Raw genomic sequence first — 14,219 nt, forward strand, 5'->3', positions numbered from 1 at the left:
AGTCTGTCGGTTCGTAAACTGAAATTTGACAGTTTCATTCCTGTCGTATGATAGTTTAGTACCGATTAGAAATTAAAATGAGCCTTTTGTTCGAAAACTCCAAAAACCTCTTTAATTTTCTATCGGCACTAACCATTGTAATCTCAAAGTTTCGCCAAGCCTCACTTTGAAATACAATTGGTATAGCTTGGTTAATCGTAATTCTTATGTAAATTTGGAGAAATATCAGATTCAGAATTGGATTTAACGGACAACATAAAAAACTTAGACGACCTGAATGCATACAAAACCCGCGTTCAGTACCTAAAAGGCGAAACGATTTTTAAACAGGGGGCGTTTGCACCTTATGTAATGTACGTTGTTGAGGGGCTGGTAAAAGTTTACCTGCAAACCGGGATTGACAAAAATATGAGTATCAGTGTGGCTTCCGAAGGCGAATTTCTGGCGTTTTCGTCGGTGTTTGGCGAGCCGGTTCACACTTACTCGGCGCAGGCCATCTGCAATACGCAAATTTGTATGATCGAAAAGGAAAGCCTGAAACAGATTTTGCTCGATAACCCGGAGTTTGCCTTAAAAATTACCTCACAGAACTACCAAAACGAAAGGCATTTGTTTGAAGTAATAAAAAACATTTCGTACAAACAAATGCGCGGAAAACTGGCTTCTGCCCTGCTCTACCTTAGTCAGGAAGAGTTTCTGAAGAAGAATATTTTTGAGTTTCTTACCCGTCAGGATATTGCTGATTTTGCGTCTATATCGGCAGAAAGTGCCATTAAGTTTCTGAAAGAATTTGAGAAAGAAAACATTATAACACTTAATGGCAAAAACATTATTATTGACGATGCGGCTCAATTGCTGAATATCAGCAAAAACGGCTAACATTAAATGATTAGTAATATATATTATCTCTTCACTTCATTGTTTTTCACCCGCTTATTTTGTACTTTAAAAATCAAATACTATCGTCACATAAGGCGTATATTATTAAATTCAATCGTATTCGAAATAATTCAACATTTTTACATCTAAATGGTAAATCATCAGGAATCATCACCGATCAATATAAATCCACCATCAAGGAGTAAAAATGTATTTTCCGACATTAAAAATTTCTTAATCAAAAAACCCAAAAAGCCCACATTAATAAAGTTTGAATCAGAAGAAACCCGCAAAGAATACAACCGGCGGGTGCTGCAGCGTGTAGGTATCGATGTGAATAAAAACTTTGTTCTAAATGTTCATAAAATTGGTGTAAATGCTCCGGTTGGCTATATCTTCAATGAATTACTCAACTGGAACGGCGATTCAACCTGCTGGCCTAACCATGTGGCCAAAGTTGAACGTATTAATAATAACATTGAAAATATCGAGATTCTTCCGTTTGGTCTTAAAAAGTATCCTTTTGGTTTTAAAAAGAACTTTTTAGGTATGAACTTAATTCCCTTGTTTAAACTGCATTCAATACGAATAAAAAGCACTCCCGATGCTTTTGATTTCGACAATGCCCGCTATTTATTGTACGACTGCACCGGTGGATATCCAATTGGTATTTTTGTTATGTACGTACGTTCACCGATTGAAGAGATGGGCGAAATAGCTCAATCCCAGCTCATATTTGCCGTGAGTTTTAATTTTTACGGAAAAGAAAAAGAGGCCAACAAGCTGGTAAATAAAATTTGGGAGAGTGTGCATAACCGGGTTACTTCAAATGTTTTAAACCGGGTTAAACAGTTAAGCGAATGGCGCTTGCAAAAGATGGCTAACGATATGGAGTATTTATAGTTGGTCTATTTTGTATCTGATCCATTAACCTTTCCAATCTAACTACTTTTCAATCCCCTTTTTCAGGCCTGTTAAATAGTCCATTTACCGTATTCGCCAGTAATAACAGTATTGTTGCGGGATGCAATACCCGCCTAAAAATATCGGTGTACGGCGCACTTCCTGTAAACGTATCCCATAAAACCGAACTCATTCTTCGTTTATCGTTTACCTTCTTCTGTTCGTTAACTACCATGCGAAATATTCCTTTCTTGAGTGCTGATGATCTTTGGATGATCGTAGTCACCCAGAAAATAAATTTCCCAATGGCATTGTCTCTGTTTAATCGGGTACATTCAGGTTGATAGTACTTTTTGAAATCGGATTCTGATACGCCATTGAACAAAGCTGTTTTTGCGGCCGCTTTGGCGGTTATATAAGCTGCTCCAATGCCGTCCTTGTATAACTTTGATGATGCCGAGTCGCCAATTAGCACCACCCGGTCAGAGTAGGCATAACGTGCATTTTTTATATTAATACCCGGAAAACATTGGCAGGGCGTTATTTTTTCGATATCCAATCTTTTCGGGAAACATCGTTGAACAGCCTTACTGTTTAGAAAGCTGTCAACTATTTCTCCGGTAATCTGCTTACCTAATAAAACCAGGGTTACGTATTGCCCTTTCGGAATGAGTGCCCCAAATTTTATGTTTTTCAGATTGAGAAGAAACACGTGCATCGAATTTCCAAAATACTGATTGATTAGTTCGTTGCCCAGTTTAAATTCGCATATAAAGGTTCTTGTTGTTTCTGGAGGAATAAAAGCCGGAGCAACTTTTTTAAAGAAAGAAAATGATCGTGGATTTAATCCCACCGACCCAACAACCAGGTCGTAATTCGCTGAATTTGTTTTCGTTTGAACATTAATCCCCGACTCATCGCGTTCCAAATCAATTACCTTTTCATAAATTGTATTAACTCCTTTCTTTTGGCATAGCTCCAATAAATAATTGTCGAAACTAACCGAGTCAATGTTATCACTTCCAAGCGGGCCAAAACCTCGGAACATGGAGGCAATACGCTGCTCTTTCAATGGCGTTTTAATTAACGTTGCCCCCTGCTCCATATGCAAGGTATACGATTCAATTCCACGACGGATAACATTGGAAGGAAGCTTGATTCCGTCAGCAGACAAAGCCTGAACCAATGATTCGGAAACGATTCCTCCGCAACGGTTACAACCTGCCGGGCCTGCCACCTGAAAATTCTTTGCTTCGTAAATATCAATTTGGATGTTAATTCCTTTTTGTTCTGCAAAACCGAGCGCGAAGTAGGCGAAAAAACTTCCGGCCGGACCACCGCCAATAACAGCAATTTTAGAGCCATTACCGATATTAAAGTTTTTGTTTTTATTCACTTTCGCCAGGTTTAATTTAATACACAAAACAAGTGCGAGGGAAAAGCTTTCTCAAAGGTATTGGGGAAAAACTTATAATTATTTGAACTGCCAATGGAATCTGAGTCCGGTATATTTACGTGTTATATACCTTTTTAATAACTTAAAGGTTACAATTTATCCGACTATGGCAGTAGCGTTTTGTGATTCGGCTGAATAATTTGGAATTCGTTTTAATCCATATAATGATTTGATAATTAAAAAAATCCATGTTCTTTTGTTGCATAGAATTTATAGGCACAGCACACTTAATATGAGACTTTCGGAAACACAAAAAGACCAAATAATAAATGAATTAAAGATTTCGGCCATCCGTAGTAGCGGTCCCGGCGGACAAAACGTTAACAAGGTAAACACTAAAATAGAACTACGTTTTGACCTGATTGAGTCCACTCTATTTACCGAAACTCAAAAACAAAAGCTTGCCACTAAATTAAATAACCGAATAAATTCTGAAGGAGTAATTGTGCTTTTCGAGAGCAACGAACGCAGTCAATTAAAAAACAAACAGCAAGCCATCGCCAAGCTTATAGAGCTGATAGAAAAGGCCTTAACTCCTGTTAAACGGAGAGTAAAAACAAAGCCTACTATTTCGTCGAAATTAAAACGACTGGAAAAGAAAAAACAACAAGCAACTAAAAAACAACTGCGTCATCGGCCTGATTTGTAATTGGGGAAATTGATAAAATGATAAATTGTAAAACTGTTAAATTGAGCGTAAGTTAAACTATATGAAGAAGCTGTGTACAGCCAATGACAAACACATCTGCAATCAAAAATCGTTAATCATCATTCTTAAATATTTCAGTAGTTTTGTACCAAATTTTACCACAGACTTTACACTATGTTCTTTGTATTCTGATTTGTAGTTTGCCGGTATCAAAGTATTTTTTGTTTCTTTACAACTCAAATCTTAAAGTAAAGCATGCGTAACATTCTGGAGAAAATAGGAAAAATGATCATCAACTTTGTTGACTGGTTTTATTTTCCATTCCTGCAATTTCTTCCGCGCGAAATCTTTCGCTATGCCGCCACCGGTGGAGTTAACACGCTGCTCGACATCAGTTTGTATTTTATCTTCTATCGTTTTGTAATCAAAATGCAGATCGTTGATCTGGGGTTTATTGCAATTAGTCCGCACATTGCCGCTTTTCTTATTGTTTTTCCGATAACCTTTATAAACGGTTTCTTTCTTGCGAAATATGTAACGTTTACTTCGTCGGAATTAAAAGGGCGCATTCAACTATTCAGGTATTTGCTTACCGTTGGCGGATCAATTCTGCTTAACTATATTTTTCTCAAATTCTTTGTTGAATATTGTGGCCTTTACGCCACGCTGTCGAAACTGTTAACTACCATTCTGGTAATTGTTTACAGCTATGTGGCTCAGCGTTATTTTACCTTCAAAACGGGTAAAAAGCTGCTTGCAGCCCGAAATCGTTCGTAAAAATTCACTCTGGTTAACATTTGTTTTGCGGATTGTACTATATTTATTAGCCGTATGGAAGAGTACCGTATTAAATATTATCCAACCATTTTACAGGGCATTCACCTTGTAATTCTTTACATTTTTATTCAAACCGTTGTTGATTTTCCGTTGGCCGTAATCGATTATTACAAAGGCACCGAATACCTTTATAATCCCGTCAAAAAAATTGCACTTGGCGTAGGTTCTGTAGTGTTTATTCTTCTTTACGGAATCCGAAAAGCAAAAGCTCCGGTTTTGGAAATCTTCCCCATTAAACTTTTTAATCCATTGGTGTTTATTCCAGTCGTAACATTTCTTTGGGGTGCGCATAATATTCTTGAAGATGTTAACATATGGGTTGAAAAGCTATTACCTGCCCCACCCTGGTTTTGGGAACTTTTCGATCGTATTTTTGAAGGCGACTATGGTTTTATGGGCGCTTTCCTGAAAGTAGCTGTTATTGCGCCTGTTATTGAAGAACTAATCTTCAGAGGCCTGATAATTAATGGTTTCCGGAAGAATTACAATGGTTTTGTTGCCGTATTTATGTCGGCACTTTTGTTTTCCCTTTTTCATTTAAATCCATGGCAAATGCCGGCTACGTTTCTGCTGGGGCTACTGCTGGGCTGGTTAATGTTGCGTACCAATAATATTTTTGTTGCTATTATCGGTCACTCCATAAATAATGCGATGGTGTTGCTAACCGTTACCTACTGGCAACAAATTCGCGAACATTCCATCTATCTTTTAGAGCGAAATAACCTGTTGCTTCTAAGTGCACTTGTTATGGCCCTTTCTGTAGTGCTGATGTATTTCACAAGTATTCCGTGGTTTGGCAAACGCCGACGATAAGCGCTTGTTCACCGAAAATTTTCAACCCGATAAAGAGGAAACACTATTTTTACGCCCGTAATTAATATTCTAAATATGGACATTCTATTAATCGTTTTAGGAGCAGTTTTTATTGTCAGCGGAGTTTTAGGTTGCGTTTTGCCAATCATTCCGGGGCCTCCATTAAGTTATATTGGTCTTTTGTTGCTGCATTTTACCGAACGTTATCAGTTCTCTTCAAAGTTTCTGATTATATGGGCTATAATTACGGTGGTAGTGTATGCACTCGATTACCTGATTCCTGCATGGGGAACCAAAAAATTCGGCGGAAGTAAACGTGGCGTATGGGGCAGCATTATCGGCCTGGTAATAGGAATGTTCTTCTTCCCTCCTTTTGGCATAATAATCGGCCTGTTTGTTGGTGCTGTAATTGGAGAACTTACCGTAGGGAAAGACTCGGGAGCAGCCTTAAAATCGGGTTTTGGATCGTTTATGGGATTTTTGGCAGGGACATTGCTAAAACTTATCGCATCGGGAATGATGACCTGGTATTTCGTAAAAGAAATGATTGTTTAACAATTAGAATATAAACAAAGCCCCGTTTATAATATTTTCAATTCATTTTAGTTTGATAACCAAGAACATTGTTTAAAATAATACTTTTGTCGCGTGGCAAAAAAGACAACAAATACAACTTCCCGGACCAAAAAGCCGGTGAACAGAAAAAAAGGTAAATCGAAGAAAACAGGTAAAAAATATCCGTTACTCAGGTTTATTTTTAAAGCCGGAGTGGTATTGTTCTTACTCGGATGTTTGTTCTTTATCATGGTTTTCCTGGGCGTATTGGGCCCGGTTCCTTCAAAGACGCAGTTACATCAGATAAACAATCCACTGGCTTCGGAAGTATATTCTGTCGACGGAAAAATACTTGGCCGGTATTACGTCGAGAATCGAAGTTATGTCTCATTCGACGAAATTTCACCGAATGTAATAAATGCCCTTGTTGCCACTGAAGATTCGCGTTTTTACGAGCATCGCGGTATTGACGAAATTGCCCTTGCACGGGTGCTTTTTAAATCGATTATTTTACGTAACGATGCTGCCGGCGGTGGAAGTACCATCAGTCAGCAAATTGCCAAGAACCTCTTTCCCCGCGTTGATTACGGGCCATTATCGATGCCGGTGAATAAACTGCGCGAAGCAATTATTGCTTATCGTTTGGAGCGCATTTATAACAAACAGGAAATTCTGGCTTTATACCTTAACACTGTTCCTTTTGCCGAAAACACTTTTGGAATTGAGGTAGCTGCTGAGCGTTTTTTCTCTAAATCGCCCAAAAGTTTGGATGTGCACGAAGCGGCAGTTTTGGTGGGCATGTTAAAAGCCAACAACTATTACAATCCGCGAACTCATCCCGAGCGTGCCTTAGGCCGCCGAAATGTGGTGATCGACCTGATGGTAAAGAATAATTACCTGAATGCCGCCGATGCTGCCAAATACAAAGAAAAGTCGCTTGGAATGCATTACCGCCTGATTTCATATAATCAGGGACCTGCTCCGTATTTTCTGGAGCGTTTAAAGCCCGAATTATTGGAATGGTGCGAGGACAATGTGAATGAAAACGGCCAGCCATACAACCTTTACACTGATGGTTTGAAGATTACCACTAGTATCGATTATAATCTTCAGCGCTACGCACAGCAGTCGGTTAAAGAGTACATGAAAAACCTGCAAACGGTATTCGACAACCACTGGAAATCGAGAGATATTTTCAGAGAGAAACCGGAAGTATTAAAAAGTGCTATTCAGAACCTGAATACCAGCGGAGACAGCTATGCTGATGAGTTGAAAAAATATTCGGCAAAAACGCATGCCTCGTTATTTACCTGGGATGGTGTTGAAAATATGGAGGTTTCGCGCCTCGATTCTTTAAAACACTACCTGAAAATGCTAAATGCCGGATTTATTGCTATCGATCCACACACTTCGCATTTAAAAGCCTGGGTTGGCGGAATCGATTACCGCTTTTTTAAATACGACCATGTTACTGCTCCGCGACAAACCGGATCAACATTTAAACCGTTTGTTTACCTGGCAGCGTTGGAAGAAGATATTTCGGCAGATACCTATTTTGTAAATCAATACAAGGTTTACGAAGAGTATAAAGACTGGGCACCGCGGAATTCGCACAACGAATATGGCGGCTACTACTCCATGAAAGGAGCTTTGGCAAAATCGTTAAACACCGTTTCGGTTGATGTATTGTTGGAAGCCGGAATTGATGAAACCATTGATATTGCCCGGGATCTTGGCATTTCGGCCGATCTCCCCGATTATCCTTCTCTGGCACTAGGAGTAGCTTCAGTTTCACTAAAAGAAATGGTGGAAGCTTTTGCCGGCATTGTAAACGATGGAAAACCGGTAAAAGCGAATTACCTGTTGCAAATTGCCGATAAGAACGGAAAAGTTCTAGAAACATTTAATTATGATTTGCCTTACGAGCCGGTGGTTTCACCTGAAAATTGCAGGGCGGTAATAAATATGATGGAAGCAGTTGTCGACGGCGGAACCGGACGGGGCATCCGTACCGTTTATAAAATTCCGGGCGATTTTGCCGGGAAAACCGGTACAACACAAAATAACTCGGATGGCTGGTTTATCGGTCTTACACCCGAACTGGTAACCGGTTGCTGGGTAGGCGCCGACGATCCGCGTGTACATTTCCGTACAACAACCTATGGGCAGGGTGCATACATGGCTTTGCCTATTGTTGGAAAGTTCTTTTATAAAACTTACCACGACAAAAAATTTGAACACCTGCAATACAGCACTTTCCCCGATCCTGAACCGGAATTACTGGCTATGTTAAATGAACCGGAATACAAGGAAGTACTGGACATTGAAAAACACGGCTTCGATTTTGCCGGTATTTTTGGGAAGAAAGAAAACGAAAACCTGAAAGACCGGCCTGACGTTAAAGCGGAAGAGAAAGAAAAAGGTCAGCTCTGGAAAAAAATCAAAGGTATATTTAGTAAAAAAGACAAGTAGAGCAATTAAGCAAAACGATCATCGGAACGGTGTTTAGCAGGTAAATCATCGTCTTTCGAGTCCAGCCAACCACTAATCGCATCGGGCCGGTTATCCACTTGCCTGAAAAAAGGTTTGATATCGATCAGTGGTGTTCCGTCCAGCATATCGGCACCTCGAAACCAGATTTTATTTCCTTCAATTTTAAGTAACTCAACGGTTGACAATCCAATTGGCGACGGGCGTTTGGGCGATCGTGTGGCAAAAACACCGTGCTCTTTGTCGTCCATAAAAGGTTTTACTTTTAGTTTATAGCCGTCAACACGATGAAGATGGTAAAGCAAAATCAAATTCGAAAAGCCTTCGAGCCCTTCCAGGGCAGCTGCTAATTGTGGTTCCAACTCAATGATGCCGGTGTACTCTTTTGCACCTACCGACTGAATCGGAATGTTTGCAATTGTTTTATGTGGTGTAGAAATCGTACCTATTATACTCAATTCAACTTTTTCTAATTCTTTCATAATCTGTCTTTTGAACTGATGATCAAAATAGTAAATAAAACAGAAATAGCTGTTGCTATTTTTTTCTTATTCGTGTGCTAAAATATTTTTTAATTTTTACTTAAATTAGCAGCCACAATTCGGGATGTAGCGCAGTCCGGTAGCGTACGTCGTTCGGGACGACGGGGTCGCAGGTTCAAATCCTGTCATCCCGACCAAATGGAACCTTTCCGCGTTTGCGGGAGGGTTTTATTTTTGGAATAAAACAGGATGACAATCGAAGTGAAACTCTAAAAAGAAAACGCTTTGAACGAAGTGAGAGAAAGGTTTTAGGTTGAGTATCCCTCCTTTTAGGATTCAATGTCAAATAAATCCTGTCGTCTCTCGGATAAGCAAGTAGCATAAAATACACCGTAAAAATACCACCCAAAAAGGTACCTATCCAGTGACCTTTGAATTTTTCCTACTTAGAGGTTACCTAGAAACCATAAAAAAAGAGGATTGACACTAAACAACCCTCTTCTATCTTATAATTCTTTTTCAACGTTATTGTCCGCCGCCACCACCGGCTCCACCTCTACGGTTGGCTCTTCTTTCTTCCATCAATTTCTCATACTTTAAAAACTGCTCATCAGTCAGGATTTTCTTAATCTCTTTCTGTTGATTTGTTCTCCATTCGGTCATCTTTTCCCGCATTTTTGTACGGTCTTCTTCCCCACTCATTTCCTGGCGCATCGCTCCCATCTCTTTGTAGGATGCCAGTAGAACCTTTTCCATCTTTTCTGCCTGAGTATCGTTTAATTCCAGATCCGTTTTAAATTGCGCTGTTTGCCTTTTCGCCATTTCTTCGGGGTTAAACTGACGTTGTCCTCCCCTGTCTTGGGCCATTGCCATTGTAGTTCCTATCAGAACTAATACCAATAAAAATTCTAATCTTTTCATAAAACCTGTTTTTAATTGTATAATCAACAGATTAGACTGCATATCAAACGTTTAGTTTAATGGTTGGGAAATATGCTTAAATTTCAAAACTCAAATTTAATCCAAGAATATCACCCGATACCCAATGATTCAGCACTTCTTGTTTTTGCAGCGCATAATAGATTTTTATTTCGATGTGCTCCTTTTCAAAGGCGGTTAATCCAGAATATAACCTAGCCAAATGGGTGCCCTTGCCATTTAGTTTTAAAAACGACTCTTCCTGCACATAAAATTGCAATCCCCACTCGGTAATTGCCGGAAATTTCATGCGTATCGACTGCCTGTATCTAAAGTAGTTACTTAGTGCTTTATAGGTTCGGTATTCAAAACGGTTATAAAAGTCGAACTCAAAATTCTTAAGGTCTTTTCCTAAATTTACAAATACCATAGGCCGATTCTCCTGCAACCATTCACCAATCTGAAGGTTAGCATAACTTATCCTGAAACCGGCACCATATTCAAGCCAGTTTAATACATGATGCTCAATTAATATTTCACCATATTTTAAATCGAGAGTTGTGCGTTTTGGCGAATAATGAATTTTTTCGGCAACTGTTATACTTATTTTATTCCAGGGTTCTATATCAACCTGATTTTTGTTCCAAAGTTCAAATGAGCGCTCTTGTGCAAAACTGTTAATGCCTGCAAGAATAAATAATAATATGTACAATTTTTGCATAGATGTAAAAATAGAAAACAATATATTTTCCTTAACAGAATTTTATAATTAAATATCATTCTCACTTCAAATGTTAAAATTGACAATTCAGGACTTAAATTTCTCAGATCAGGTAATACTATTTTAATAAGAACTACAATACTTGTACATTTGGAACAAAATCGTCGAATAAAACAAGTGATTATGAGCGCGAACTCGAGACAACAAATTATTGAAGCAGCCGGAATAATTTTTGAACGTTATGGTTTTAAAAAAACAACTATGGACGATATTGCTTATGCTGCAGGGAAAGGAAAAAGTTCGCTTTACTATTATTTCAAGAATAAAGAAGAGGTTTTTGAAGCCGTTGTTGCACATGAAGCAAAACAATTGGTAGCCGAAATAAATAGAGCAATAGATACATCACACTCGGCAGTCGATAAGTTAAGAAGCTATGTGAATATTAGGATGAAACGATTTGTAGAACGAGGCAACCTGGCAACCGCTTTAAACGACAATTTCCTGGCAACTTTTGCTTTCATTGAAAAAATACAGAATAACTACAGGGATTTTGAAATAGAAATGATTGCAGGTATTATAAACGAAGGTATTAACCGAAAGGAATTTAAACCGATTGATGCCAATTTTACCAGTGAGGCGATTCTTACTTGTATGATTGGTTTTGAGGTTCCCTTATTAACTAAATCGAAAACCAGCGAGGAATCGATAACAAAGATCAATAATGCAATTGATATGTTCTTTTACGGTATTTGTACCTAAAATTTTTTATAACACAATTCGAATATTTTAGATAATAGTTCAAATTATACAATAATAATAGTAAATAGAAAACAGAATTAAAATGAAACAGAAAACAAATTATTCAGGAAAAACACTCTACAGCCTAATGCTGGTTGGAGTTTTAACTTTGGGCCTTTCACTGGCATCAAAAGCCCAGATGAGTTATGGAATTAAAATTGGCGCTGGTGCTGCCTGCCAGTCTGATTTACTGGAACTGGCCAATAACTGCGATGTGCGTTTTAGCCCAACCATAGGTTTTGTAGGAAAATACCAGATTACCGAAGGTTTTGCCGTAAAGAGTGGTTTGGAGTACCAACAAAAAGGACGCAGCTTTACCGAAGAGAATGTGGATGTAACAAACAAACTTCAGTATTTATCGATGCCTGTAAAAGCTGAATTTTCGGCAGGAGAAAAAGCCGGGTTTAAAAAAGGACAACGTTTGTATTTTGCTATCGGCCCCTACTTAAGCTACATGCTTGATGCTGACGGTGAGTTGGATGGTGTAAAATTTGATATGAAAAGCGATACCAAAGATTTTGATGCAGGTTTGGGCCTGGAACTGGGAATGCAGTTTCCGGTATTCAATCAGAAAGCATTACAAGTAGGTTTAAACTACGATATGGGATTTGTAGAAGTCTATAAATCAGAACCCGACCTGCACAATAAAATGGCATCAATAAGCCTGGGATTACTGTTTTAATCGCAAACGATATACACTAACAATTGGACACAAAAAAGCCGGCTAAGAAATCTCTTAGCCGGCTTTTTACTATACTAATCGTTGATTATTTTCTTTTTGGTGCCTGAACTCCACGCTGTTTAGCCATATCTTCCATCCGTTTCTGGAAACTTGACTGCTTTTTAGCCGGTTTCTTTTTATTGGCTTGTAGCTGCGCTCTAATCTTATCATCATCAACAAACGAACGAATCAGGTAAGTCTGGCCAATGGTAATAAGGTTAGCAAGGAAATAGTAATAGCTTAAACCTGATGGATAGCTGTTCAGCAGGAAGAAGAACATTACCGGCATTATGTACATCATGGATTTCATTCCCGGCATTGCCTGACTTGAAGTAGCCGACTGGCTTAGCTTAGTAGAAATGATTGTTGTGATGGTCATTAATATTGTAAATAAACTAAGGTGGTTACCCATAAAGTTTCCGATCAGTGGAATGGTAAAATCCCAGCTCAGAATCGAATCATAGGTAGATAAGTCATTTGCCCACAAGAAACTTTGTCCTCTTAACTCAATTGATGTTGGGAAGAAAAAGAACATGGCAAACAGAATTGGCATCTGTAATACCATTGGTAAACAACCTCCCATCGGGTTTACTCCGGCCTTTCGATAAAGTGCCATAGTAGCCTGCTGTTTCTCCATGGCTTTTTCCTGCCCCGGAAACTTGGCATTTATTTCATCAACTTCAGGCTTTAATGCACGCATTTTTGCCTGCGACATGTATGACTTGTATGTAAATGGGAATAGTACCACTTTAATCATCAGCGTAAGCAGCAGGATGATGATACCAAAGTTATCGATAGAACGGCGTAACCAGTTAAATACCGGGATAATTACGTAACGGTTTACCGGACGTACAATGGCGTATCCCAAATCGATCTGGCGTTCCATATCAAGCCCGTATTGTTTTAGGGTTTGATAGTGGTTCGGTCCAAAATAAAACTGCATACCAACCTTTTCACTTTGTGTTCCGTTGAAAGGAATGGCAATATCAGCTTTGAAATTTCCCAAATAATTCTGGTTGTCTTCGTAATCGTACTTCTCCTGGCGTACCTGGGCATTCGGGAATGCCTCGTCGCCAATTATTGTAGAGTTAAAGAATAACTGCTTAAAACCGATCCATTTAACACTTGTTGAAAGGTTTTCTTCGTCCGATTTGTTTTTATCCAGGTTGTCGACCTCGTCTTCAAAAAACTTATAGGTCATATAAGTATAACGGTCTTCGCCAAAACGCGAATAGTGTTCCTGACGTGGCACATCAAAAGCCCAGCTAAAATTCAGGTACGATTGATTTCGTGAAATATAGCTGTCCATACCCTGCATATTCACGTCAAAATCAACCATAAACGAGTTGTATGCCAGGGTATAAACGTACTCGATGAATTTCCCGGTAGCAACTTCCAAACGGAAAGTTACCGATTCTGTTCCACCAGGATTTTCTTTGTTAAACTTAGTTCTTCCTTCATCTCCTTTCGGAACTTTAGGACCACTTACCACAACATCTTTTGCACCACCAACCTGATTAAAGTAAAGGTTATCAGTGGTTATACTTCTGTTTTGTGCAAAGAAATTCAGACCAAACAATGTTTTCGGACCATCAAAAAGAACTAATTGTGTTGAATCATATCTTTCGTAGTCTTTCAACTCCACCGAGTAAATACGCCCCCCTTTATTCGATAAGGTGATTTTTACCTGGTTGTTTTCGAGGGTGGTAAACTCCTCGGTACCAACCGATGCGGCTCCGAAAACACCAAGTTCCTCGGTTTTTTGCTGCATTATTTGATTCTGAACTGCAGTATCGGCTTCCATAGCCGCATTTTGCATTTCTTGCTGTTCCTGCATTTTCTGCAGCTCCAGCGCTTGCTGTGCTTCAACTTGTGCTATGGAATCGCGTCGTTGCCTCGCAGCTTCAACTTCTTCTTTCGATGGCTGGTTGATCAATGAAAATACAACCAAAATCACAAAGATTAAAACGATTCCAATAATCGACTTTCTATCCATT

Annotated in this window: 14 protein-coding genes and 1 tRNA gene; 10 read left to right on the top strand and 5 right to left on the bottom strand. The window is 39.0% G+C overall.

From position 1 onward, the window contains the following. Positions 1 to 237 precede the first annotated feature (237 nt). Positions 238 to 879 (top strand): Crp/Fnr family transcriptional regulator, encoded by a 642-nt coding sequence (locus G4420_RS16985; RefSeq protein WP_246241671.1) that lies wholly within the window; start codon positions 238 to 240, stop codon positions 877 to 879. Between the two features lie 150 nt (positions 880 to 1,029). After that, positions 1,030 to 1,782, top strand: a complete 753-nt coding sequence (locus G4420_RS16990) for a hypothetical protein (protein WP_163325132.1) — start codon at positions 1,030 to 1,032, stop codon at positions 1,780 to 1,782. Positions 1,783 to 1,831: 49 nt separating this feature from the next. Here G4420_RS16990 and G4420_RS16995 read toward each other — a convergent pair whose 3' ends face one another. After that, positions 1,832 to 3,178, bottom strand: coding sequence for a geranylgeranyl reductase family protein (locus tag G4420_RS16995; protein ID WP_163325133.1), 1,347 nt, complete (start codon positions 3,176 to 3,178; stop codon positions 1,832 to 1,834). A gap of 229 nt (positions 3,179 to 3,407) precedes the next feature. Between G4420_RS16995 and arfB the strand changes: the two genes are divergently transcribed. The 5 genes from arfB to G4420_RS17020 all read left to right on the top strand — a co-directional run bounded on the left by arfB (position 3,408) and on the right by G4420_RS17020 (position 8,564). Beyond that, a complete protein-coding gene (gene arfB, locus G4420_RS17000; protein ID WP_204273725.1) occupies positions 3,408 to 3,887 on the top strand; it encodes an alternative ribosome rescue aminoacyl-tRNA hydrolase ArfB in 480 nt (159 codons plus the stop codon). A 255-nt stretch (positions 3,888 to 4,142) separates the two neighbouring features. Continuing rightward, a complete protein-coding gene (locus tag G4420_RS17005; RefSeq protein ID WP_163325134.1) occupies positions 4,143 to 4,664 on the top strand; it encodes a GtrA family protein in 522 nt (173 codons plus the stop codon). Positions 4,665 to 4,718: 54 nt separating this feature from the next. Then, positions 4,719 to 5,537 (top strand): CPBP family intramembrane glutamic endopeptidase, encoded by an 819-nt coding sequence (locus G4420_RS17010; RefSeq protein WP_163325135.1) that lies wholly within the window; start codon positions 4,719 to 4,721, stop codon positions 5,535 to 5,537. Between the two features lie 75 nt (positions 5,538 to 5,612). Then, positions 5,613 to 6,092 (top strand): DUF456 domain-containing protein, encoded by a 480-nt coding sequence (locus G4420_RS17015; RefSeq protein ID WP_163325136.1) that lies wholly within the window; start codon positions 5,613 to 5,615, stop codon positions 6,090 to 6,092. Between the two features lie 138 nt (positions 6,093 to 6,230). Next, entirely contained in the window at positions 6,231 to 8,564 is a 2,334-nt protein-coding gene (locus G4420_RS17020; protein WP_163325137.1) for a penicillin-binding protein 1A, read from the top strand. Between the two features lie 5 nt (positions 8,565 to 8,569). Here G4420_RS17020 and tsaA read toward each other — a convergent pair whose 3' ends face one another. Further along, positions 8,570 to 9,064 (bottom strand): tRNA (N6-threonylcarbamoyladenosine(37)-N6)-methyltransferase TrmO, encoded by a 495-nt coding sequence (tsaA, locus tag G4420_RS17025; protein WP_163325138.1) that lies wholly within the window; start codon positions 9,062 to 9,064, stop codon positions 8,570 to 8,572. A gap of 120 nt (positions 9,065 to 9,184) precedes the next feature. On the opposite strand from tsaA, the gene G4420_RS17030 reads away from it, so the two are divergent. Beyond that, positions 9,185 to 9,261, top strand: a tRNA-Pro gene (locus tag G4420_RS17030). A 328-nt stretch (positions 9,262 to 9,589) separates the two neighbouring features. Here G4420_RS17030 and G4420_RS17035 read toward each other — a convergent pair. Together G4420_RS17035 and G4420_RS17040 are read right to left on the bottom strand one after the other, a co-directional pair. Next, on the bottom strand, positions 9,590 to 9,985 hold the full coding sequence (locus G4420_RS17035; RefSeq protein ID WP_163325139.1) for a hypothetical protein: 396 nt from the start codon (positions 9,983 to 9,985) through the stop codon (positions 9,590 to 9,592). 76 nt (positions 9,986 to 10,061) lie between these two features. Next, the gene (locus tag G4420_RS17040) at positions 10,062 to 10,703 is read right to left on the bottom strand and encodes a DUF2490 domain-containing protein (RefSeq protein ID WP_163325140.1); all 642 of its coding nucleotides are present in this window, start codon (positions 10,701 to 10,703) and stop codon (positions 10,062 to 10,064) included. A gap of 183 nt (positions 10,704 to 10,886) precedes the next feature. Here G4420_RS17040 and G4420_RS17045 point away from each other — a divergent pair, with 183 nt between their 5' ends. Beyond that, positions 10,887 to 11,462, top strand: a complete 576-nt coding sequence (locus tag G4420_RS17045) for a TetR/AcrR family transcriptional regulator (RefSeq protein WP_163325141.1) — start codon at positions 10,887 to 10,889, stop codon at positions 11,460 to 11,462. Between the two features lie 82 nt (positions 11,463 to 11,544). Continuing rightward, complete coding sequence (locus G4420_RS17050; RefSeq protein ID WP_163325142.1) at positions 11,545 to 12,183, top strand: porin family protein; 639 nt, start codon at positions 11,545 to 11,547, stop codon at positions 12,181 to 12,183. Positions 12,184 to 12,268: 85 nt separating this feature from the next. Here the strand turns inward: G4420_RS17050 and yidC are convergent, their stop codons facing one another. Beyond that, entirely contained in the window at positions 12,269 to 14,218 is a 1,950-nt protein-coding gene (yidC, locus tag G4420_RS17055; RefSeq protein WP_163325143.1) for a membrane protein insertase YidC, read from the bottom strand. Position 14,219: the final 1 nt, after the last annotated feature.

Origin of the sequence: Draconibacterium mangrovi (genome assembly GCF_010586825.1) — a bacterium.
GTDB lineage: Bacteria > Bacteroidota > Bacteroidia > Bacteroidales > Prolixibacteraceae > Draconibacterium > Draconibacterium mangrovi.